This is a genomic window from Prauserella muralis, assembly GCF_003202285.1.
Lineage (GTDB): Bacteria > Actinomycetota > Actinomycetes > Mycobacteriales > Pseudonocardiaceae > Prauserella_B > Prauserella_B muralis.
Genome location: NZ_MASW01000001.1, coordinates 389,299 through 409,908 on the forward strand (window position 1 = coordinate 389,299; position 20,610 = coordinate 409,908).

Below are 20,610 nucleotides of genomic sequence, written 5' to 3' on the forward strand. Positions count from 1 at the left end.
TGGGTTCAGGGCAGGACGGTGAGCTGGCCGGCGAGGCCGATCACGACCGGGATCACCCCCAGACACAGGAAGGCGGGAAGGAAACACAGGGCGAGCGGCCCGGTGATCAGCACGCCCGCGCGCTGTGCTCGAGCCTCGGCCTCGTCGGCCACCGAAGCCCGGGCGCGTTCGGCCAGTTCCCCGGCGGCACCGGCCAGCGCGCTGCCGGATCGCGCCGTGCGGCACGCAGCACGGGCGAGCTCCGCGGTCGCGGCACAACCGCGCGCGGGCTCCCAGGCCTCGGCAGGTTCCGCGCCCAGCGCGAGCAGCTCGGAGGTGGCGCGCAGCGCGGCTTCCGCTTCGGCCGGAGCGGTACCGGCCACCGCGCGCACGGCAACCGGCACGGGCAGGCCTGCTCTCAGGCACGCGGCGAGCAGGTCACCGGTGGCCGCGAGCCGCAGGGCCTGCTCGGAGCTACCCGTGCGGCCCCTTGTGGCGAGCCATCTCCGGGTGCCGAACCACGCGAGGGCACCCGCACCCACCGCCACCGGTACCGCCGCCACGGTGCCGCCCACAGCCGCGACGAACACCGTGACCGGCACCGCCACACACGCCGGCCGCCAGTGCGGTGACGCGGTCGCCGCCGCGAGCCGGGCCCGCGGCCGGGCCCGGGTGGAGGGCAGGATCGCCCGCAGCCGTGCCGCCCGCCCGGACGGGAGCGCCAGCACAGCCGCCGCGAGCAGCGCGGCCACCACGCTCGGGGCGTTCAGCGTGGTCAGCATGCCATCACCCGCCCGGTCAGCGCGGCGCTCCAGGCGACCCCGGCGAGGACGAGCAGACAGCCCGCGACGAGCAGGACCTGACCGGCCGCAGTGGTACCCAGGACCCGCAGCGGCGCGGCGCCCATGGCCTCGCCGAGCGCGACGCCGCCCAGCGGCAGCAGCGCGAGAATGCCCGCGCTCGCCCGGGGGCCCGCCATCCGCGCGTCGATCTGTTTCGCCAGACGCACGGTGGCGTCCACATCGCGGCGCACCGCGTCGAGCACACCGGCCAGCGGGAGGCCGTGCTCGCGCGCGAGCGCCCACCCGGCGACCAGCCGGGCGACCACATCCCGGTTGACGGCGGGCTCCCGCGCGGCGGCCGTTTCGGCGAGCGCGGCGTCGAGGTCGCCTCCGAGGCGGGCGGACGCCGCGACGGCTCGCAGCACCCCGGCCGCGCCGGGGTCGGCGTCGCCTGCGGCGGCGTCCGCGGCGGCGGACGGGTGCGCGCCCGTACGGAGCTCGGCCGCCATCGCCCGCACCGCCTCGGCCAGCCCCTCGGCCGCCGCGAGCCGCGCGCGGGTCGCGCACCGTTCGCGCCGGTACCAGCCCGCCGCACAGGCCAGCACGGTCAGTGCGAGCGCGACAGCCGGACCGGCCAGCACGGCGGTCGCCAGCGCCGCCGCGGCCGCCAGGAGCATGCCCACGTGCCGCCTGCCCAGGCGCACCGTCCAGCAGGCACCGCGGAGGCGGCCGGTGACCGTCGCCAGCCGGGCCGCCGACGCGGCGGGCGGCCAGCACAGCAGCGCCAGCCCGCCACACGCGAGCGCGGTGGTCAGCACGGCAGCCCACCCCCGGCCGCTTCCAGCAGCCGGGCGAGCAGGTCCCTGCCTTCGGCCCAGCCGTCCGGGCGCCAGGCGGGCAGCACGCGCACCGTGTCACCCGCCCGCTCGACCACGCCGATCTCCGCGAGCACGCGGCGACCGTCGGCATGGCGGCGCATGTGCAGCACCACGTGCACCGCGGCCGCCAGCTGGCTGTGCAGCGCCGCCCTGCCCAGCCCGCCGAGGGCCGCGAGCGCTTCGAGCCGCGCCGGAACCTCGCTGGGTGAGTTGGCGTGCAGCGTGCCCGAGCCGCCGTCGTGGCCGGTGTTGAGCGCGGTCAGCAGCTCGCAGACCTCCTGACCGCGCACCTCGCCCACCACCAGGCGGTCGGGCCGCATCCGCAGCGCCTCCCGCACCAGCTCCCGCAGCGTCACCTCGCCCGCGCCCTCCACGTTGGGCGGCCGGGCCACGAGACGCACGAACTGGGGATGCGCGGGCTGCAGCTCGCCGGCGTCCTCGACGCAGACGATGCGCTCGGCAGGCGGGACCGCACCGAGCAGTGCCGCGAGCAGGGTGCTCTTGCCGGAGCCGGTCGCGCCGCTGACCAGGAACGCCAGCCGGGCGGTGACGATCTCGCCGAGCAGCGCCAGCCCGTGGTCGTCGACGGTGCCGAGCCTGCGCAGGGCACCCAGGCCGTGGGCCGCGGGGCGCAGCACCCGCAGCGAAAGGCAGGTGCCGTTCGCCGCGATCGGCGGCAGCACCGCGTGCAGTCGCACCCTGCCGTGCGGGCCGGCGCCGGGCAGCCATCCGTCCACGTAGGGCTGCGCGTCGTCGAGCCTGCGGCCTGCCGCGAGCGCGAGCCGCTGCGCCAGCCGTCGCACGGCCTCCTCGTCGGGAAACCGGATGCCGGTGCGGGCCAGCCCCGCCCCGCCGTCGACCCAGACCTCGTCGGGCGCGGTGACGAGCACGTCCGACACCGCCGGGTCGGCGAGCAGCGGCTCCAACGGTCCCGCGCCGACGAACTCGTGCCGCAACAGCCGCAACGCGTCGAGCAGGTCCAGATGGCCGGTGACTCCGCCGGTTTCGGCGCGCAGCGCGTCGGCCACGGTGCGCGGATCGGTGCCGGAGCCGGCACCCGCGAGCCGCCTGCGGACCCTGGCGACGAGCTCACCGTCGTGCCGATTCTGTCCCGACTGGACAGTGGACGTCATCGTGTTCCCCCCTCGGCTTTTCTACTGTGGATGGTCGGGAGCCGGCAGTGCACCGAGGACGGCCCGCGAGGCCGTCGCGAGCCCGCCACCGGGGCGCGGGTCGAACACGCCGCGCTCCAACGCCCTGCCGAGCCCTCGGTCGCGGCGCAGCCAGCCCAGCGAAGGGACACCGACCGCGTCGGCGACGTCGTCGGAGGTGAGCCCGTCCGGCGCGGGGCCCCTGGCCAGTGCCCTGACCTTGCCGGCGTGGTCGCCTAGATCGGCGAGCACGCGGGCGGCGGCGACACACGCCCGCACCTCGGCCGGAACCACGAGCACGACGAGACCGGCCCGCTCCAGCACCGCGTCGGTGCCCGGACCACGGCGGCGCGGCAGGTCGCAGACGACGAGCCGGCCCGCGCGCCGTCCCGCGTCGACGACCGCGGCCACGGCCGCGTCGTCCGGGCCAGGGCCTTCCCGCCCGCAGGACAGCACCGCCAGCGCGCCCTCGCCGTGCCTTGTGCCCGGGAGCGCGTCGTCGAGCGCGGACATCGACACACGTCCGGACCCGATGCGCAGACCCGGCCAGCGAAGCCCTTCGCTCAGCTCCGCGCCGAGCACGAGATCGATGCCGCCGCCGAGCGGATCGCAGTCCACGAGCAGGCAACGGCCACCCGCTCTCGCGGCGGTGACGGCGATGCCCGCCGCGAGCACGGACGCCCCCGCGCCACCACGGCCGCCCAGCACGGCGAGCACGTGCCCACCGCCGGGTTCGGGCGCCTCCACCATGTCGGCCAGCGCCGCCAGCAACGCGTCCTCGTCATCGGGCAGCGCCACGATGGCATCGGCGCCGACCGTGACCGCGTGCTTCCACGACTCGGCCGCCGGCGGGCCCTTGCGGACGAGCAGAACTCCGGTGCGGCGCGGCAGATCGGCTGTGGCCGCGCTCGCGGCCGACTCGTCGTCGGTGAGCACGAGCGGCGCGCGGGCCCACCGGCCGCGCGCGGCGCCGAGATCGCTCACGCACTCGGGCTCGCAGCCCACGGCCGCGGCGAGGCGCAGTATCTCGTCGAGAACGGTGCCGTCGGCGACGGCGACGAGCGGGCGTTGATCGGTCTGCACGGCTACCCCCGGAAAACGAGAACGTCGCTGGCGAATCGGTCTCCACCGTCGCGCCACGCGGGCAGGCCGGACAACGCCGGATCCGTGGCCCTGTGGACAACCGGGGGCCTGTGGACAGATCTGTGGGCGGACGTGGAGCGGCCCCCGCCAGGGGGGAGGAGCGGGGGCCGCCGAAGGTTCAGCTCCGGGGGGTCGAGCTGAACCGCTCCGGTTTTCCACCGGATCCCTCAACTGTAGCTCGCCCAAGGAGCGGAAAACGCTGGCGAGCACGGCGATTCGGTAACGGCACGGGCAGCCGGAACCCCCTAGGTGATGGGGTTTTTCCGGCGGCCACTCCTCGCCGCCGCTCGCCAACGGCGCGCGTCCGCAAAGCCCGGCGGTGTGATCACTTATCGTGGAGCCGTGGCCGAACTCAGCAGCGCACCGAGCGCGCGCGACGCACCCGCGGTGGCGGCGTTCTTCGATCTCGACAAGACGATCATCGCGTCGTCGAGCGCGCTCGCGTTCAGCAAGCCGTTTCTCCGGCAGGGACTGATCAACCGGCGGGCGGCGTTGAAAAGCGCCTACGCCCAGCTGGTGTTCTCCCTGTCCGGTGCCGACGCGACGCGCACGGAACGGCTGCGCGCCGAGATCTCGGCGATGTGCGCGGGCTGGGACGTCGAGCAGGTGAAGGCCGTGGTCAGCGAGACGCTGCACGACGTCGTCGCACCCCTGGTGTATGCGGAAGCCGCGGATCTGATCGCGGAGCACAAGGAGCAGGGTCACGACGTCATCGTGTTGTCGGCGACCGGCGAAGAGGTCGTCACGCCGATCGCGCAGATGCTGGGCGCCACGCGCAGCATGGGCACCCGCATGCAGGTCGTCGACGGCAAGTACTCGGGGGAGCTCGACTTCTACTGCTACGGCGAGTACAAGGCGGTCGCCGCCGAACGGTTCGCCGCCGAGTACGGCTACGACCTCGCCGCCTGTCACGCCTACACCGACTCGAGCACCGACGCGCCGCTGCTGGAGGTGGTCGGCAACCCGCACGTGGTCAACCCCGACCGGGCCCTGCGCAAGCTCGCCGCCGAGCGCGGCTGGCCGGTGCACACCTTCGCGAACCCCGTCTCACTGCGCGCCCGCATCCCGTCGTCGTCGGCCGCGGTGATGGCCGTCGGTCTCGGCGTCGGCGCCGTCGCGGGGGCCACCCTCTACGGGCTGTCGCGGCGCCGCCGCAAAGACGCGTAGCCGGCACCCACATGCCTCACCCTGGCCCCCGGGCGGGCGGCGCGGTCACGAAGGGCGCACCGCCGGGTCACTGGATCGAGCCTCTGTACCGGTGCACCCTTTCGCACCCTTGAAGTGACGCCCGTCACTGGGTAGAAAAGAGGTGCGGACGTCTTGTCGGCCAGGGGCCAGGCAGCAGAGAAGCCTGGTCCACCCCGGGAAGATCTCCGTGCGCGGGCTGCGGGTACCCACGCTGGGCACGCCGCGGGAGGCTTGTCGTTGAGGGACTGCGCCACGGGACGCCGGACGCCGAGTCCCCGTAAATACGACACGAGTTGCAGCTTGGTCGCCCGAGCAGTCCGCGCGAGCAGGCGGCGCCCGCTGACGGTCACGTCGGCGGGCGCCGCCAGCGTATGCGCAGCCCGGCTCACTCCGAGCCCCCGGCGCAGGCTCGTCCGACACCCTCCTTTCGGCCGTTGACCAGGGGTGCGTTCGTCAGTAGCTTTCCGATGCCGCCGCGTTCTCGTGGATAACCCACAGCGCGCGCTGACAACCGGGGAGGCTGCCGTGACCACCGTTGGCCGCACACGCGGAAGAATCCGTGCCACGATGCTCGCCGGGCTCCTGGCAGCCACCGCTCCCGCGGTACCCTCAGCAGCCGCCGCGGCGGAGGGCGCGGAGAATGCCGGTGTGGCCACGACCGAGGCCGGCATCGAGGACAGAGCGAGCGCCTGGGCGCGGCGGACGCTGCGCGGCATGAGCCTCGAGGAGAAGGTGGGCCAGCTCTTCGTCGCCGACGTGTGGGGCAAGGCGGCGCACGAGGCGCACCCCGGCAACCAGGCCAAGTACGGCGTCGGAACTCCCGCCGAGGTGGTCTCGCGCTACCACGTCGGCGGCGTCATCTACTTCAACCACTCCGGCACCGACAACATCGACGACCCGGCGCAGCTCGCGCGGTTGTCCAACGGCCTGCAACGCGCCGCGCTGCGCGCGGAGCCGCGGGTGCCGCTGCTCATCTCGGTCGACCAGGAGGGCGGCCGCGTCACGCGGATCGCCGGTGAGGCCACCGAGTTTCCCAGCGCGATGGCGCTCGGCGCGGGCCGCAGCGCCGCCGACGCCGCGGCCACGGCGGCGATCGGCGGTGCCGAGCTGCGCGCGATGGGCATCGCCCAGGACTTCGCACCGGTGGCCGACGTGAACTCCAACCCGCTCAACCCGGTCATCGGCTCGCGGTCGTTCTCGTCCGATCCCGCGCTGGCGAGCGAGTTCGTCTCCGCGCAGGTCCGGGGCTACGAGGACTCCGGGCGCAACACCGAGACCGTCTCGGCCTCGGCCAAGCACTTCCCCGGCCACGGCGACGCGGCGACCGACAGCCACACCGGCCTGCCCGTGATCGACAGGACCGAGCAGGAGTGGCGCCAGACCGACCTGCCACCGTTCCGGGCCGCCGTCGAGGTCGGCGTCGACTCGATCATGACCGCGCACATCACGGTGCCGAGCCTCGACCCCTCCGGGAACCCCGCCACGCTGTCCCGGCCGATCATCACCGGCCTGCTGCGGGAGGAACTGGGCTACGACGGCGTGGTGGTCACCGACTCCCTGCAGATGCAGGGCGTGCGGGAGCTGCACCCGGACGCCGAGATCCCGGTGCTCGCGCTCGAGGCGGGCGTCGACCAGATGCTGATGCCGCCCGACCTCGACATCGCCATCCAGGGTGTGCTCGACGCGGTGCGCGGCGGGCGGCTCACCGAGCAGCGCATCGACGCCAGCGTCGAGCGCATCCTCGAGCTGAAGTACACGCGCGGTGTCGTCGCGAAGCCGCTGGTGAACGAGCGCGCAGTCGGCCGCACCGTGGGCACGCCGCGGAATCTGTCCCGCGTGCAGGAGATCGCCGACCGCACCACCACGGTGTTGCGCAACGACGCGGGCCTGCTTCCGCTGACCGGCCGACGCGACCTGCTGGTCACCGGCTGGAGCCGCCCGGACTATCCCGGCTACCCGGCGGCGCCCGTGGCCGCCCTCGCGGCCGCGCTGCCGTCGGCGAGGGCGCTGCCGACCGGCACCAACCCGGACGCGGCCGCCATCGACGAGGCCGTGCGCGCCGCCGGCGACGCCGGCACGGTGGTGGTGCTCACCAACAACCTGCGCGGCAGCCAGGGACAGATCGATCTGGTGAACGCTCTGCTGGCGACGGGCAAGCCCGTCGTGGCAGTCTCGGTCCAGGAACCGTACGACCCCGGCTACGCGGACGTGCCGACCTGGGTCGCCACCTACGACTGGCGGAGCGTGACCATGACCTCGCTGGCGAGGGTGCTGCTCGGCGAGATCCCCCCACGGGGAGCGCTGCCGGTGAACGTCCCCGCGGGCGACGACGCCGGGACCGTGCTCTACCCGTTCGGCCACGGACTCACCTGGTAGCCACGATGACGGTCAACCGCCGCCTCTTCCTCGCCGCGAGCGCGCTGGCGAGCCCGGTGCTCACCACCGGCTCGCGGTTCGCCGCCGCCGAACCGGCCCCCACGGGCGAGCAGGGCCCTGTGGTCACCGGCGCCGACCGGCTCGCCGCCGAGGGCTGGCGCCGCCTCGCGGGGCGGAAGGTGGGCGTGCTGTCGAACCCCACCGGAGTGCTCGCCGACGGTGACCATGTCGTCGACTCGCTCGTCGCGGCCGGGGTGCGGCCGGTGGCGGCGTTCGGACCCGAGCACGGTTTCCGCGGCAGCGCCCAGGCGGGCGGCTCCGAGGGCGACTACGCCGACCCGCGCACCGGCATACCGGTCTACGACGCCTACGGCGCGAACGCCGAGACGCTGGCGGGCATGTTCACCAAGGCGGGCGTGGACACGGTGGTGTTCGACATCGCCGACGTCGGCGCGCGGTTCTACACCTACATCTGGTCGATGTACACCGCGATGGTGGCCGCCGCTCGCACCGGCGCCGCGTTCGTGGTGCTCGACCGTCCGAATCCCGTCGGCGGCACCGCCTGCGGGCCCATGCTCGACCCGGCGTTCAGCTCCGGTGTCGGCCTCAAACCGATCGTGCAACAGCACGGCATGACCGTCGGCGAGCTGGCCCGGTTCTTCGCCGCCGAGTTCCTGCCCGCCGAGGGCGTGCGGCCGGCCGAACTGGAGGTCGTGCAGACGCGCGGCTGGCGGCGCAGCCAGCTGTTCGTCGAGACCGGGCTGGCATGGACACCGCCGAGCCCCAACATGCCCACCCCCGACACGGCACTCGTCTATCCGGGCACCTGTCTGTTCGAGGGCACGCTGTTCTCCGAGGCCAGGGGCACCACCCGCCCGTTCGAGATCATCGGCGCGCCGGGAGTCGACTGGCGCTGGCGCGAGAAGCTGGGCGAGCAGGACCTGCCCGGGGTGCGGTTCCGCGAGGCGTACTTCGTGCCGACGTTCGGCAAGTTCACGGGCCAGACGTGCGGCGGCGTGCAGATCGTCGTCACGCAGCCGCGGGCGTTCGACGCCATCCGCACGGCCGTGGCGATGATCGTGACGGCACGGCGCCTGCATCCCGCGATCTTCGGCTGGCGCGAGGATCGCTTCGTCGACAAGCTCTTCGGTTCCGCGAGGCTGCGCACGATGGTCGACCGCGGCGCGGGCACCGACGAGATCGTCGGCTCCTGGCGGCAGGAGCTGGCCGAGTTCACGGGGCGGCGCGAGCCGTACCTGAGCTACCGGTGAGGCCGGCGTGCGGCGGCGCATCGCGGCACTGACCGCGATACTGGCCCTCACGGGAGCGAGTGCGATGGCCGACAGCGGGTCCACCACCGGGCGCTTCGACCGCCCGGCTCACGGTTTCGCGCCCGCGTCCACCGTGCTCACGCAAGCCCAGCCCGAACAGGCCGGGCTCGACGCCGCCCCCATCCGGGCGGTGGAGCGGCGGCTGGCCGCGTGGACCGCCGACGATGCCGTGGACGGCCATCCCCTCTTCCCCGGAGCCGTGGGCCTGCTCGCCCACGACGGCAGGATCGTCGACACCTACGCCACCGGCAGTGCCGTGCGCTACGCCGACGGCTCCGGCACGGAACTGCCGGAGGAGGCGCAGGTGCCGATGCGGGCCGGCACGATCTTCGACCTGGCATCGGTGACGAAGCTGTTCACCTCCCTCGCGGTGCTGCAGCTCGTGGAACGCGGCAGGGCGGACCTGGAGACGCCGGTCGCGACGTACCTGCCGGAGTTCGGCGTCAACGGCAAGGAGTCCATCACTGTCAGGCAACTGCTGACGCACACCTCCGGTCTGGAGCCGTTCCTGCCACTGTGGCGCGACTGGCCCGACAGGGCCTCGCGCATCAAGGCGGTCATGGACGTGGCCCCGCGCGACGAGCCCGGCACCACCTACACCTACTCCGACCTCAACCTCATCACCCTCGGCGTGCTCGTGGAGCGGCTCACCGGGTCCACATTGGACACCGTTGTCGCCGAGCGGATCACCCGCCCGCTCGGCATGCGCGACACCGGCTTCAACCCGCCACGGGCGAAGCTGGACCGGATCGCCGCCACCGAGTACCAGTCGGCGCCGGACCGCGGCATGATCCGGGGCCAGGTGCACGACGAGAACGCGTGGGCGCTCGGTGGGGTCGCCGGCCACGCGGGCATCTTCTCCACGGCACACGACCTTGCCGTGCTGGGACAGGCACTGCTCAACGGCGGCGTCTACCGCGGCGAGCGAATCCTGCGCGAGCAGACGGTCCGGATGCTGTTCACCAACTACACCGCCGCCTTCCCCGGCGACGACCACGCGCTCGGGTTCGAGCTCAACCAGCTCTGGTACATGGGCGGGCTCACCTCGCCCGCGACGGCGGGCCACACCGGGTACACGGGCACGTCGTTCGTCGTCGATCCGCTGTCCCGCTCGATCGCGATCCTGCTGACCAACCGCGTGCATCCGACGCGGTCGTGGGGCTCGGTGAACCCGGCGCGGCAGGCGTGGGCCACCGGCCTCGCCCGTGCGCTCGCCGTGCGTCCGGCGCGGGGGCGCGACTCCTGGTTCAGTGGCGCGGGCGACGGGACGACGGCCACGCTCACCTCGCCTCGGCTCACGAGCGACGACGGCCGCGTGTCGGTGAGCTTCGCCGCGTTCGTCGACTCGGAGGCCACCGACCGGCTCGTGCTGGAGGCCAGCACCGACGGCGGCACGACGTGGCAGCCGGTGGGCCTGCGAGCGTCCGGCCGCGGTGCACCGACTGGAACGGTTGACGCACTGTCCGGAACCGGTCACCGCGCGTGGTGGAAAGTTCACGGGACAGCGCCCGCCCGAGGTGGTGTCACCGTACGTTGGCGATTCACCACGGATGGGAGCTACACGGCTCGCGGAGTGCACGTGGACGCGATTCGCGTGACCGAAAGCGACGGTCCGCTCCTCGACGGTGAGCACGATCCCGCAGCGTTGACCACTGATGGCTTTCAGTTGCGCAGCCGCTAATACGTTGCAGTTTCGTTAGCCAAGCCAGGTTAACAAGCAGGACCCGGTTGGCGACTTTCTCAGCAACTACGACAGCACGGCCGGGACGTGGGAACACGCTCAGCTTGCGATCACTCGGGAAGGTGTGGGTAACCTTGTCGCAGATGCCTACGGTTAGTAAGTTTCCCACGAACGGTGACGTCGCGTCCGAGGACCCGGCGGTTCCGGAGGGCTCGGACGTCATCGCCGGGCCAGCCGGAGCCGGCGAACGGGACGCCGACGCGAGCCCGCTCGTGCGGATCCGTTCCCTGCTGCCCGGGCTTGCCCGCGCCGAGCAGCGGGTGGCGAAGGTGGTGCTCGACGACCCTTCCGCGGTCGCCCGGCGCAGCATCACCGAGGTCGCCCTCGCGGCGAACACCAGCGAGACGACGGTGACCCGGTTCTGCAAGGCCATCGGCGTGGGCGGATATCCACAGCTGCGCATCGCGCTCGCCGCCGACACCGCCCGCTCTGCCGCGCGGTCCGTCCGCGATCTCGGCGGCGACATCGCGCAGGACGACGACCTCGCCTCGGTGGTGAGCAAGGTGAGCTTCGCCGACGCCAGGGCCGTCGAGGAGACCGCCGAGCAGCTCGACATCGCCGAACTCGAGCGAGTCATCGACCTGCTCGCCGCCGCGGGCAGAGTCGACGTCTACGGCGTCGGCGCGAGCGCGTTCGTCGCCGCGGACCTGCAGCAGAAACTCCACCGCATCGGCAGGGTGAGCTTCGCGTGGTCGGACACGCACATCATGCTCACCTCCGCCGCGGTGCTGAAGGCAGGCGACGTCGCGGTGGGCATCTCGCACACGGGCGCCACCACCGACACCGTCGAGGCACTGCGCGTGGCCAGGGAGCACGGCGCCATCACCGTGGCGGTGACGAACTTCCCGCGCTCCCCGATCACCGAGGTCGCCGACCACGTGCTCACGACGGCGGCCCGCGAGACGACGTTCCGCTCCGGCGCGACGGCGAGCCGGATCGCGCAGCTGACGGTCATCGACTGCCTGTTCATCGGTGTCGCCCAGCGGCACATGGACGACGCGGTGAACGCGCTCGATGCGACCCGCGACGCCGTGGGTACCCACCGGATGGGTGTGCGGCCGGACGGCCGGCGGCGGCCGCGGGAGACCGGCAAGTGACAGTGCGCGGACGGTGAGCGAGTGGCGGGGGGCCACAGACCCAGCGAGCAAAAGACGGTGAGGCGAATGACGGAGGTGGGGGCGGGTAGCCGCAGGGGGCTCGGCTATGGCCCGGCAGCGCATATCGTGCATGTCGAGTCGCCGACGGAGCAGCGAAACCCGCGCACGGTGGACATCGACCAGATGTCCACGGCAGGCATTCTCGCGGCCATCAACAGCGAGGACCGCGACGTCCCCAGGGCGGTGCAGGCGGTGCTGCCGCAGCTGGCGACCGCGGTCGACTACGCCGTCGACGCGCTGCGCACCGGTCGCCGCGTCCACTACGTCGGCGCGGGAACGTCCGGGCGGCTCGCGGTGCTCGACGCCGCCGAGCTGGTCCCGACGTTCAACGTGCCGCCGGACTGGTTCGTGGCGCACCACGCGGGCGGCGAGCGCGCATTGCGGCAGGCCGTCGAGAACGCCGAGGACGACGAGACGGCCGGCGCGGCGGAGCTGAGCTCCACGACGGCACCGGGCGACTTCGTACTCGGGCTGACCGCGTCCGGGCGCACCCCGTACGTGCTGGGCGCGCTGCGGGCGGCCAAGCGCAGGGGCGCGCGCACCGGCCTGGTGTCCGGCAACCCGAGCGCCCCGGTGCCGCCCGAGGTGGACGTGCTCATCGCCATCGACACCGGCCCTGAGGCCATCGCGGGCTCGACACGCATGAAGGCGGGCACCGCACAGAAGATCGTGCTCACCGCGTTCTCCACCGCGACGATGGTGCGGCTGGGCCGCACCTACTCCAACCTCATGGTCAGCATGCGCGCCACCAACGCGAAGCTGCGGGGGCGGACGCTGCGCATCCTGCGCGAGGCCACCGGCATGAGCACCACCGACTGCGACGAGGCGCTGACGAAGGCCGACGGCGACCTCAAGGTCGCGCTGGTGCACCTGCTGTCCGGGGTGGATGTCGCCGAGGCGACCGACGCGCTGGCCGCCACGGGCGGGCATGTCCGCAACGCGCTGGACTGCGTGCGCGCCAGGGCGTCCTGAGCCCGGCGGCGCCGTTAGGAACCCGCCGCGGCGTCGGCGATGCTGGTGGCCTCGCGGGCACCCGTCTCGAAGGCCTCGCAGCAGAACAGCAGCCACTCGCGCACGCCGTCCGGTTCGCCGCTCGCGAAGGCCTCGGCCGCGGCCTGGTAACGCCTGAGGCGCCGGAAGCAGGCGACCTCGGGCACGGTGAGCGCCTTCGGGTCGAGACCCGTGGCGATCATCGTCAGCCGGGCCGCCGCGCGGGCGACGACGCCGTCGGCGGAGCCGAACGGCCGCAGCGTCAGCAGCTCCCCGTGCACCACGGCGGTGAGCACCGGCCCGCCGACGCCGGTGGCGCCGGTCGTGAGCTGCGCGAGCAACTCCAGCCGGGACGCCACCCCGTCGGCGGGCCGGGGCCTGCCGAGCGAGTCGGGGTCGGCGGTGAGGTCGGCGGCAGCCAGGACGTGCATCCGCGCCAGCGCCTGCAGTGGCGCGCGGCGCCACGTCGGCAGCAGGCTTTCGGTGGCCTCCGCCACCCGCAGCGCGCCGGCGAGCACGGGATCGCTGACCGCGCCCTCCTCCGGGATGTCCGGGTCGGCGCCCTCGACGGCCGCGGAGGCGCGGGCGGCCCGCACCGACGCCTCGGCGGCGGTCGCCGACCCGCCGCGCAGGTTGGCGCGGTGCCGGTGCACGGCGAACACGGCGTCCTGGGCCGCCTTCGCCGCGGCGGCGACACCGTCCAGTTCGGCCAGCGGAGCGAGCGGGTCCGTCCTGCCACTCACGCGTCCAGCACCTGACCCTCGCGGCTGACCACCGGCGGCAGCGTCGACCACGGGAAGTTGATCCACCTGTCGGTGCGCCGCCACACGTACTCGCAGGACACGGCCGACGTGGGCTTCTCGTACACCACGGCGCAGCGCACCTCGGCCACCTGGTCGGCGCAGAAGTCGCGGACCAGCTTCAGGGTGGCTCCGGTGTCGGCGACGTCGTCGGCCACCAGCACGGTGGCACCCGCGAGGTCGACGGCATTGGGCACCGGCGGCAGCATCACCGGCAGCTCCAGCCGTTCGTTGACGCCGGTGTAGAACTCCACGTTCATCACGTGAAGGTTCTTCACGTCGAGCGCGTAGCCGAGGGCCCCCGCGACGAACAGCCCGCCACGCGCGATGGACAGGATCAGGTCGGGCGCGAACCCGCTGTCGGCCACCTGCCGCGCCAGCTCACGGCTGGCCGTCCCGAACTTCTCCCACGTGAGCTCCTCACGCTCCGCCATGCGCCGTTCCCCTCTCGTTACCGCCGGGTACACCGAGCATAGGCAGCGCCCGTCGACCGCTTGTCAGCCGCTCGTCGTGCATGGCTTGTCCCGCCCGCAACCTGCCTGCAACCTTGGACTTGCCGTACTAACGTCACTACCGGCACCAACGCCGCCGCGGGCGTAGCCACTCATCGCACATCAGGAGGCCATGCACCATGACAGAGCAGTCGCCGGCACTCGACAACCTGCTGACCGAGAGCCGCACCTTCCCTCCGAGCGAGGCGTTCGCCGCCAAGGCCAATGCGACCGCGGACTCCTACGCCGAAGCGAACGAGGACAGGGAGGCGTTCTGGGCGCGCCAGGCCGAGCGCCTGCACTGGGACACGAAGTGGTCGCAGGTGCTGGACTGGTCGGACGCGCCGTTCGCCAAGTGGTTCGTGGGCGGCAAGCTCAACGTGGCGTACAACTGCGTGGACCGGCACGTCGAGGCCGGGCACGGCGACCAGGTGGCCATCCACTGGGTCGGTGAGCCCGGCGACACCCGCGACATCACCTACGCGGAGCTGCAGCGGGAGGTCTCGCGCGCGGCCAACGGCCTGATCTCGCTCGGCGTGACGGCGCGCGACCGGGTGGCCATCCAGCTGCAGATGATCCCCGAGGCGATCATCGCCATGCTCGCGTGCGCGCGGATCGGCGCGATGCACAGCGTCGTGTTCGGCGGGTTCTCCCCCAGCGCGCTGCGGCAGCGCGTCGACGACGCCCAGGCCAAGATCGTCATCACGTCCGACGGGCAGTACCGCCGCGGCAAGGCGGCGCCGATGAAGGCCAACGTGGACGAAGCGCTCGCCGGAGCCGAGAGCGTGGAGAAGGTCCTCGTCGTGCGGCGCACGGGCGAGGACGACGTGCCGTGGAACAACGGCCGCGACCTGTGGTGGCACGAGCTGGTCGAGGCGCAGTCCGACCAGCACACGCCGGAGGCCTTCGACTCCGAGCACCCGCTCTACATCCTGTACACCTCGGGCACCACGGGGAAGCCGAAGGGCATCCTGCACACCTCCGGCGGCTACCTGACGCAGGCTGCCTACACGCACCACGCGGTGTTCGACCACAAGCCCGGCGAGGACGTCTACTGGTGCACCGCCGACATCGGCTGGGTCACCGGGCACTCCTACATCGTCTACGGGCCGCTGGCCAACCGCGTGACGCAGGTGGTCTACGAGGGCACGCCGAACACCCCGCACGAGGGCAGGCACTGGGAGATCATCCAGACGTACAAGGTTTCCCTGTACTACACCGCACCCACGCTGATCCGCACGTTCATGAAGTGGGGCGCCGACATCCCCGCCAAGTACGACCTGTCGTCGCTGCGGGTGCTGGGTTCCGTTGGCGAGCCGATCAACCCCGAGGCCTGGATGTGGTACCGCGAGCACATCGGCGGCAACCGCTGCCCGATCGTCGACACCTGGTGGCAGACCGAGACCGGCTCGATCATGATCTCGCCGCTTCCCGGCGTGACCCACACCAAGCCCGGGTCCGCGCAGCGGCCCCTGCCCGGCATCTCGGCGAAGGTCGTCGACGACGCGGGCAACGAGGTCGGCAAGGGCGGAGGCGGTTACCTCGTGCTCGACAAGCCGTGGCCGGGGATGCTGCGCGGCATCTGGGGCGACGACGAGCGGTACCGGGAGACCTACTGGTCGCGCTTTTCCGAGCAGGGCTACTACTTCGCCGGTGACGGCGCGAAGTACGACGCCGACGGAGACGTCTGGCTGCTGGGCCGGGTGGACGACGTGATGAACGTGTCCGGGCACCGCATCTCCACCACCGAGGTGGAGTCGGCACTGGTGTCGCATCCGACGGTGGCCGAGGCCGCCGTGGTCGGCGCCACCGACCCGACCACCGGCCAGGGCATCGTCGCGTTCGTGATCCTGCGGGGCGACGTGGCCGAGGACCAGGCGCGCGGCGACGCGGCGATCCAGGAGCTGCGCAACCACGTGTCCAAGGAGATCGGCCCCATCGCCAAGCCGAGGCAGATCATGGTGGTACCGGAGCTGCCGAAGACCCGCTCCGGCAAGATCATGCGCCGCCTGCTGCGGGACGTGGCCGAGAACCGGGAGATCGGCGACGTCACCACACTGGCCGACAGCTCCGTGATGGACCTCATCTCCAGCGGCCTGAAGTCCGGTTCGGACGAATAAACCGACCGTCCACGAAGGGCGCCGGGTTGCGGAAGCCCGGCGCCCTTCGGGTGTCCGGCGTGCCAGGCTTCACGGAAGCTCGTAGTGAGTCCCCCGGCGCTCGCCTCGTTGGACGAGCTTGTTCTCCGCGGCGAGCCGCCCGAGAAGTCTGCTGGCTTGCTGGGCGTGATGGCACAGAGTTCGGCGGCTTGTGCCCGGGCGATACGTCCGTGCGCGGTCACGTAGGCGAGGATCATCTGTTCCTGCTGGAGAGGCTCGAACCCACGGGTCCGGACATACCCGGCCGACGACTCCAGCGCGCGATAGACCGAAGCCGAGAGGTGCCACGTCCGGCCTTTGCCTTCACCTCGGCCCTCGACCCAACCCAGCTCCACCATGTGTGTCAGCTGCCTCCGCGTCTCACCCTCGGTGCGCTGGATGACCGGCGCGACGTCGGCGGCACTCAGGCGTCTCTCCCGCAGCAGCTCCGCCGGCACCTGCAACTGCACGAGACCGAGTGGGTGCCCCCGCTCTCGTTCCCGTTCCAGTACCCACCTGGTCATGGCGAAGTTCGCGGACCGCCCGGCACGATGGCGGCGACCTGTTGGTCGGTCGTCCGGCCGTAGTCGGGCGCAGGGCGGCCGACACGAAGTTGCTCAGCGAACATCCTGTTGATGCCCCGCCCTGTCCGCTCCACGATTCCCGTCCGCTTGAACGCATCCGCAAGGAGGCCGTTTCGGAGTAGCTCGGGCACGGAAGTGGGAGAACATCTCCTCGGCCAACCGAAACAGCGGATCGTGGGAGAAGTCATCGACCTCGACGTCCAGGCCACGGAGTACGTGAAATGCCGCTTCGTGCGTCGGAACGTACAAGCGAAGGGATTCGGTCCGGCCGAAGAGCAACGGCGCACCGATACTGACGTCCTCACCGGAGGAGAGCCAGCCCCAAGGCATGCGCGGCAGGGCACGCACATTGGACGACCGTCACCGCCGATGGCACGACGCACGTAAGTCCTGAGACGTTCCGACGACACGAGGACTGTCCGGCACCTCGACAGCGGGCACGGGCGTGCCGTCGATGTCGGCGGCCTGAACCTGTGTCGAGAGCGGCGGTTGCAAGGTTATGCATAATTATCTATCACCACACCACTGACGGCGTGGATGGTAGATAACTATAGACGCCTGGGGCGCTGGCAACCCCGCCAACACCTCCGCGGACGGCCAACACGCGGTGCGGACAGACGAAAGCGGCCCCCACCCTGCTCGTGGTGGGGGCCGCTTTCGGTTGTGCCTGAACGGTTCGGCTGCGTCAGCCGGTCACGTCCAGGTGGCCCTCGACGGGCGTGGGGACCGGGGCGCTGCCGTCCGGGTTGGCCTGGCCGCCCGAGCCACCGTCACCGTCGTCGCCGTTGTCCGGCGGCGTGGTCGGCTCACCCGGCGGCTGGGTCGGCGTGGAGCCCTCCGCGCAGGTGGCCGACGCGATGTCGATGGTCTGCAGCTTGTTCACCTTGATGGAGATCGCGGTGACCGTCGTCGAGCCGTCGGGGTTCTCGGTCTGCTTGTTGAGCACGACCGAGGCGACGCCGGGAACGTCCACACCGGTGTTCGGCGGCGCCGCCACGTCGAGCGGGGTACCGCCGAGGTTGGCGGCGGCCAGGGAGGAGGAGACCTCGCCGTCGTCGCAGCGGGCCTCGATGGCCGTCGCGGTCAGCAGCGGCTTGGACAGGCCGAGGTCGCCAAGCGGGCTGAGGTCGAGCCGCAGGTCCGCGACGCTCGACTTCGCGTAGCCGTCACCGGCGCGCGCGTTGAGCACGTTGGCCTTCAGCAGGCCCTTCGGGTCGGCGACCTCGACGACGGAGTCCTCCGACGCACCGTTGCTGTCGTCGACGGCAGGTGTCGGGTCGATCGAGATCAGGCCGGAGGCCGCGAGAGCGAAGGCCGAGTTCTGCGGCTCGTCGGCGCTCGCCGCGGGGGCGAACAGCAGTCCGGCGGTCAGCGCCACGGATGCGGCGCTGACGCCACAGGCGGCGAGTCGTCTTCTGGACAATTCTTTACCCTTCGACAGTTCGAACAATGGCTGCGTGATTCACGGTGATTCACGCGAACAAAACGAGCTTCCGGTGAGGACCGGGCGGTCTCGATCAGACGATGTCGACGATCGTGCCCAGCGGAAGCTTGACGAGCTGGTCCAGGGCCTCTTGCGTCACCCTGATGCAGCCGTCACTGGTGGCCTTGCCGACGAAGCTGTTGTCGGGCCACGTGTGGATTCCGACGGTGCCGGGGCCACCGCCGAACGTCTCGTGCGAGTCCGAGTGGTAGCTCAGCGGAAGCACGATGGGGCTGTAGTCGTTCACCGTCTCCTTGATGGAGGCGATGATGTAGGCGCGGCCCTTCGGCGTCGGATGCTCCGGTTTCCCGGTGCCGATCGTCCAGCTGCCGAGGGACTCGCCGTTCTTCGTGATCTCCAGCCGGAACGCGTCGCGGTCGACGATGACCGCATAGTCGTTGGTCGCCGACTCGACGGCGTCGTCGGTGGCGTGGACCCAGCCGCTCGCGCCGTTCGGCCGGGTCGGCAGGAGCACCTGCGCCCACTCGCCCTGCTCGGCGATCACCGGCACCCAGGTCGGTGAGCCGACCTGGCGGGTCGGCAGCTTGGCGATGGGCTCCCCGTCGACCTGCGAGTAGACGACGAGGTCCTGCTTGGGATGGAGCACCGTGCCGGTGCCGTCGCCGCCCGGATCCTTCGGGGCGCCGGGCAGGTCGCCGTAGGTGGTGGCGTCGGGCAGCTTGGTCAGGTCCTCCTGGCTGATCGCGGCCGGCTTGACCGCCCCGGCGCCGCCGGTGCCCTCGTCACCGCCACCCCCGCATGCGGAGACGAGCAAGGCCAGCAGCGCCGCGCTCGCGGCGGCCACCAGCCGCACCGATCGAATCCTCCCGCGAGCGCGGGAGGTGCCACGTCTGTCGTCCATCAATCACTGTCCCCTGAAGCAGTCGTTACGTCCGTGGAGCGTGCGCAGGGTCCTTGGTGAGCACACCGGAGGCATGCGTGACTACCCGCTGCGCACGAGGCGACGGCGAATTCTTAACCGCGGGCCAACAGTTGATCAAACCCGTTGCTTTTTCACCGTGCCGCTCCCAGCAGCGGAAATGCAGCATCCGCCCAGCTCAGCGACATGCCCATGGTTCACTCGAACGTGTTGCTTCGGATCACTCGACGCAACAGCGGGTTCCACGCCGAGTCGTCACACCGTGGTCGGGGTCACCACGCTGGGATCCCCCGTGCGGGGGTCGGTCACCACATCGGGCGGCGGCCGCGCCCCGGGCCCGAACCCGGGTCACCGCTGCGGAACAATCGGCAGCGCCCGAACCCGGGCCTGCACATCTCGAACGTGTGTTCTAGACTTCCGGCCGTCGTAGCCGGACGCCACCGACAGGGAGACCACACCCGCCATGAGCCTGGACACATCGATCAGCCCTGAGGAGCAGGTGAGCTCCGAGAACGCCGCGGACAGCACGGCGGCGGCCGAGCCCGCCCAGCCCGCCGAAGGTGCGCCGAACGCCGAGGGCAAGCAGAACGGCGAGAGCGCTCCGGCAGACAGCACCGAGAACAAGCCCAAGCGCGGCAGGCCGAAGGGCAGCGGCGCGCGCAAGACCCGCACCGTCGAGCTCACGCTCACCGTCACCGGCACGGCGGACGGCGAGTGGCAGGCGGAGCTCAAGCACGGCAGCAAGTGGGTCGCCCGCGGGCTGGACATCCCCGCGGCCGCGGTGTCCCGCGCCGCCAAGGAGCTGCACGCCGAGCTGTCCGGCCCCATCGACGAGGTCATCAACGCGGCCCGCGAACAGCAGCAGGCCAAGGTGGCCGAGCTGGAGGCCGAGCTCGAGCGGGCCAAGCAGGCACTCGCCGAGCTGGAGAGCTGACCGGCGGGGTGCTCGCGGCGTCCACGCGGCCGCGAGCACCCCGTTCAGCCCGCCACGACGATGCGCGGCTCGTGTTTGACCGGGAAGTTCACCGACCGCGCGATGAAACACTTCTCGTGCGCGAGAGTGTGCAGCTCGCTCGCCTTCGCGACCATCTCCCGCGCCGCGACCGTGACGACCGGCCGGAGGACCACCTCGCGGAACTCGCCACCGCCATCGGCGTGCTCGATCATCGTTCCGCCCGCCTCGTCGACGTAGCCGGTCACCACCACGCCCGCCTGTGCGCACAGCGCCAGGTACCACAGCATGTGGCACTGCGACAGCGAGGCCACCAGCAGCTCCTCGGGGTTCCAGCGCGCCGGATCGCCGCGGAAGGCCGGATCCGCCGTGCCGGACAGCACCGGCTTGCCCCCGGCCGTCACCTCGTGGTCCCTGCTGAAGTCCCGGTAGCCGGACGTGCCCGTGCCCGTGTTGCCGGTCCACCGCAGCGTGAGCCCGTAGCTGTGCTCGCGTTCCCGCATTCGCCTCGCCCCTTCTGCCGACCCTTCCGCTCCGGTATACCGGCAACGGCGTGCCGCGCGCCG

The 20,610-nt window shown here is 72.0% G+C and carries 18 protein-coding genes; 8 read left to right on the top strand and 10 right to left on the bottom strand.

What is annotated here, in order from left to right; all coding sequences use genetic code 11:
* Window positions 1-5: 5 nt before the first annotated feature.
* From BAY60_RS02705 to ssd, 4 genes are read right to left on the bottom strand one after another with little or no spacing between them, the layout of a single operon-like run.
* A complete protein-coding gene (locus tag BAY60_RS02705; RefSeq protein ID WP_112279226.1) occupies window positions 6-761 on the bottom strand; it encodes a type II secretion system F family protein in 756 nt (251 codons plus the stop codon).
* The gene (locus BAY60_RS02710; protein ID WP_112279227.1) at window positions 755-1,579 is read right to left on the bottom strand and encodes a type II secretion system F family protein; all 825 of its coding nucleotides are present in this window, start codon (window positions 1,577-1,579) and stop codon (window positions 755-757) included. The genes BAY60_RS02705 and BAY60_RS02710 overlap by 7 nt, the downstream gene beginning before the upstream one ends.
* Complete coding sequence (locus tag BAY60_RS02715; protein WP_112279228.1) at window positions 1,573-2,772, bottom strand: TadA family conjugal transfer-associated ATPase; 1,200 nt, start codon at window positions 2,770-2,772, stop codon at window positions 1,573-1,575. The genes BAY60_RS02710 and BAY60_RS02715 overlap by 7 nt, the downstream gene beginning before the upstream one ends.
* Before the next feature lie 21 nt (window positions 2,773-2,793).
* On the bottom strand, window positions 2,794-3,873 hold the full coding sequence (ssd, locus tag BAY60_RS02720; protein WP_112279229.1) for a septum site-determining protein Ssd: 1,080 nt from the start codon (window positions 3,871-3,873) through the stop codon (window positions 2,794-2,796).
* Window positions 3,874-4,275: 402 nt separating this feature from the next.
* Here ssd and BAY60_RS02725 point away from each other — a divergent pair, with 402 nt between their 5' ends.
* The 6 genes from BAY60_RS02725 (at window position 4,276) to murQ (ending at window position 12,698) form a co-directional block, all read left to right on the top strand.
* A complete protein-coding gene (locus BAY60_RS02725) occupies window positions 4,276-5,100 on the top strand; it encodes an HAD family hydrolase (RefSeq protein ID WP_112279230.1) in 825 nt (274 codons plus the stop codon).
* A 588-nt stretch (window positions 5,101-5,688) separates the two neighbouring features.
* A complete protein-coding gene (locus BAY60_RS02730; protein WP_112279231.1) occupies window positions 5,689-7,497 on the top strand; it encodes a glycoside hydrolase family 3 protein in 1,809 nt (602 codons plus the stop codon).
* 5 nt (window positions 7,498-7,502) lie between these two features.
* Window positions 7,503-8,768, top strand: a complete 1,266-nt coding sequence (locus BAY60_RS02735; protein WP_112279232.1) for an exo-beta-N-acetylmuramidase NamZ family protein — start codon at window positions 7,503-7,505, stop codon at window positions 8,766-8,768.
* A gap of 64 nt (window positions 8,769-8,832) precedes the next feature.
* Window positions 8,833-10,509, top strand: coding sequence for a serine hydrolase domain-containing protein (locus tag BAY60_RS02740; protein WP_112280669.1), 1,677 nt, complete (start codon window positions 8,833-8,835; stop codon window positions 10,507-10,509).
* Window positions 10,510-10,652: 143 nt separating this feature from the next.
* Window positions 10,653-11,666 carry a MurR/RpiR family transcriptional regulator gene (locus BAY60_RS02745; protein WP_245992285.1) on the top strand — a complete coding sequence of 338 codons (1,014 nt, stop codon included), beginning with the start codon at window positions 10,653-10,655 and terminating at the stop codon, window positions 11,664-11,666.
* A 66-nt stretch (window positions 11,667-11,732) separates the two neighbouring features.
* Window positions 11,733-12,698, top strand: a complete 966-nt coding sequence (gene murQ, locus BAY60_RS02750) for an N-acetylmuramic acid 6-phosphate etherase (RefSeq protein WP_112279233.1) — start codon at window positions 11,733-11,735, stop codon at window positions 12,696-12,698.
* 14 nt (window positions 12,699-12,712) lie between these two features.
* On the opposite strand, the gene BAY60_RS02755 is transcribed toward murQ, so the two are convergent.
* Complete coding sequence (locus BAY60_RS02755) at window positions 12,713-13,459, bottom strand: Fic family protein (RefSeq protein WP_112279234.1); 747 nt, start codon at window positions 13,457-13,459, stop codon at window positions 12,713-12,715.
* The gene (locus BAY60_RS02760; protein WP_112279235.1) at window positions 13,456-13,950 is read right to left on the bottom strand and encodes a phosphoribosyltransferase; all 495 of its coding nucleotides are present in this window, start codon (window positions 13,948-13,950) and stop codon (window positions 13,456-13,458) included. The genes BAY60_RS02755 and BAY60_RS02760 overlap by 4 nt, the downstream gene beginning before the upstream one ends.
* A gap of 197 nt (window positions 13,951-14,147) precedes the next feature.
* Between BAY60_RS02760 and acs the strand changes: the two genes are divergently transcribed.
* A complete protein-coding gene (gene acs / locus BAY60_RS02765; RefSeq protein ID WP_112279236.1) occupies window positions 14,148-16,127 on the top strand; it encodes an acetate--CoA ligase in 1,980 nt (659 codons plus the stop codon).
* A 538-nt stretch (window positions 16,128-16,665) separates the two neighbouring features.
* Here acs and BAY60_RS38555 read toward each other — a convergent pair.
* The 3 genes from BAY60_RS38555 to BAY60_RS02780 all read right to left on the bottom strand — a co-directional run bounded on the left by BAY60_RS38555 (window position 16,666) and on the right by BAY60_RS02780 (window position 19,074).
* Entirely contained in the window at window positions 16,666-17,079 is a 414-nt protein-coding gene (locus tag BAY60_RS38555; protein ID WP_112279237.1) for an ATP-binding protein, read from the bottom strand.
* 335 nt (window positions 17,080-17,414) lie between these two features.
* Window positions 17,415-18,152 carry a choice-of-anchor P family protein gene (locus BAY60_RS02775; RefSeq protein WP_112279238.1) on the bottom strand — a complete coding sequence of 246 codons (738 nt, stop codon included), beginning with the start codon at window positions 18,150-18,152 and terminating at the stop codon, window positions 17,415-17,417.
* A 94-nt stretch (window positions 18,153-18,246) separates the two neighbouring features.
* Window positions 18,247-19,074 carry a L,D-transpeptidase gene (locus BAY60_RS02780; RefSeq protein WP_211330171.1) on the bottom strand — a complete coding sequence of 276 codons (828 nt, stop codon included), beginning with the start codon at window positions 19,072-19,074 and terminating at the stop codon, window positions 18,247-18,249.
* 481 nt (window positions 19,075-19,555) lie between these two features.
* On the opposite strand from BAY60_RS02780, the gene BAY60_RS02785 reads away from it, so the two are divergent.
* Window positions 19,556-20,026 carry a DUF6319 family protein gene (locus BAY60_RS02785; RefSeq protein WP_112279239.1) on the top strand — a complete coding sequence of 157 codons (471 nt, stop codon included), beginning with the start codon at window positions 19,556-19,558 and terminating at the stop codon, window positions 20,024-20,026.
* A gap of 44 nt (window positions 20,027-20,070) precedes the next feature.
* Here the strand turns inward: BAY60_RS02785 and BAY60_RS02790 are convergent, their stop codons facing one another.
* Window positions 20,071-20,547, bottom strand: a complete 477-nt coding sequence (locus BAY60_RS02790; protein WP_112279240.1) for an OsmC family protein — start codon at window positions 20,545-20,547, stop codon at window positions 20,071-20,073.
* Between the last annotated feature and the right edge of the window lie 63 nt (window positions 20,548-20,610).

What these genes read in the sequence shown, in the direction of transcription:
- BAY60_RS02730 (WP_112279231.1), top strand. Translation starts at nt 5,689, where the DNA reads ATGCTCGCCGGGCTCCTGGCAGCCACCGCTCCCGCGGTACCCTCAGCA.
- BAY60_RS02705 (WP_112279226.1), bottom strand. Translation starts at nt 761, where the DNA reads ATGCTGACCACGCTGAACGCCCCGAGCGTGGTGGCCGCGCTGCTCGCG.
- BAY60_RS02715 (WP_112279228.1), bottom strand. Translation starts at nt 2,772, where the DNA reads ATGACGTCCACTGTCCAGTCGGGACAGAATCGGCACGACGGTGAGCTC.
- acs (WP_112279236.1), top strand. Translation starts at nt 14,148, where the DNA reads ATGACAGAGCAGTCGCCGGCACTCGACAACCTGCTGACCGAGAGCCGC.
- BAY60_RS02790 (WP_112279240.1), bottom strand. Translation starts at nt 20,547, where the DNA reads ATGCGGGAACGCGAGCACAGCTACGGGCTCACGCTGCGGTGGACCGGC.
- BAY60_RS38555 (WP_112279237.1), bottom strand. Translation starts at nt 17,079, where the DNA reads ATGTGCGTGCCCTGCCGCGCATGCCTTGGGGCTGGCTCTCCTCCGGTG.
- BAY60_RS02745 (WP_245992285.1), top strand. Translation starts at nt 10,653, where the DNA reads ATGCCTACGGTTAGTAAGTTTCCCACGAACGGTGACGTCGCGTCCGAG.
- BAY60_RS02760 (WP_112279235.1), bottom strand. Translation starts at nt 13,950, where the DNA reads ATGGCGGAGCGTGAGGAGCTCACGTGGGAGAAGTTCGGGACGGCCAGC.
- BAY60_RS02785 (WP_112279239.1), top strand. Translation starts at nt 19,556, where the DNA reads ATGAGCCTGGACACATCGATCAGCCCTGAGGAGCAGGTGAGCTCCGAG.
- BAY60_RS02740 (WP_112280669.1), top strand. Translation starts at nt 8,833, where the DNA reads ATGGCCGACAGCGGGTCCACCACCGGGCGCTTCGACCGCCCGGCTCAC.
- murQ (WP_112279233.1), top strand. Translation starts at nt 11,733, where the DNA reads ATGACGGAGGTGGGGGCGGGTAGCCGCAGGGGGCTCGGCTATGGCCCG.
- BAY60_RS02735 (WP_112279232.1), top strand. Translation starts at nt 7,503, where the DNA reads ATGACGGTCAACCGCCGCCTCTTCCTCGCCGCGAGCGCGCTGGCGAGC.
- BAY60_RS02780 (WP_211330171.1), bottom strand. Translation starts at nt 19,074, where the DNA reads ATGGACGACAGACGTGGCACCTCCCGCGCTCGCGGGAGGATTCGATCG.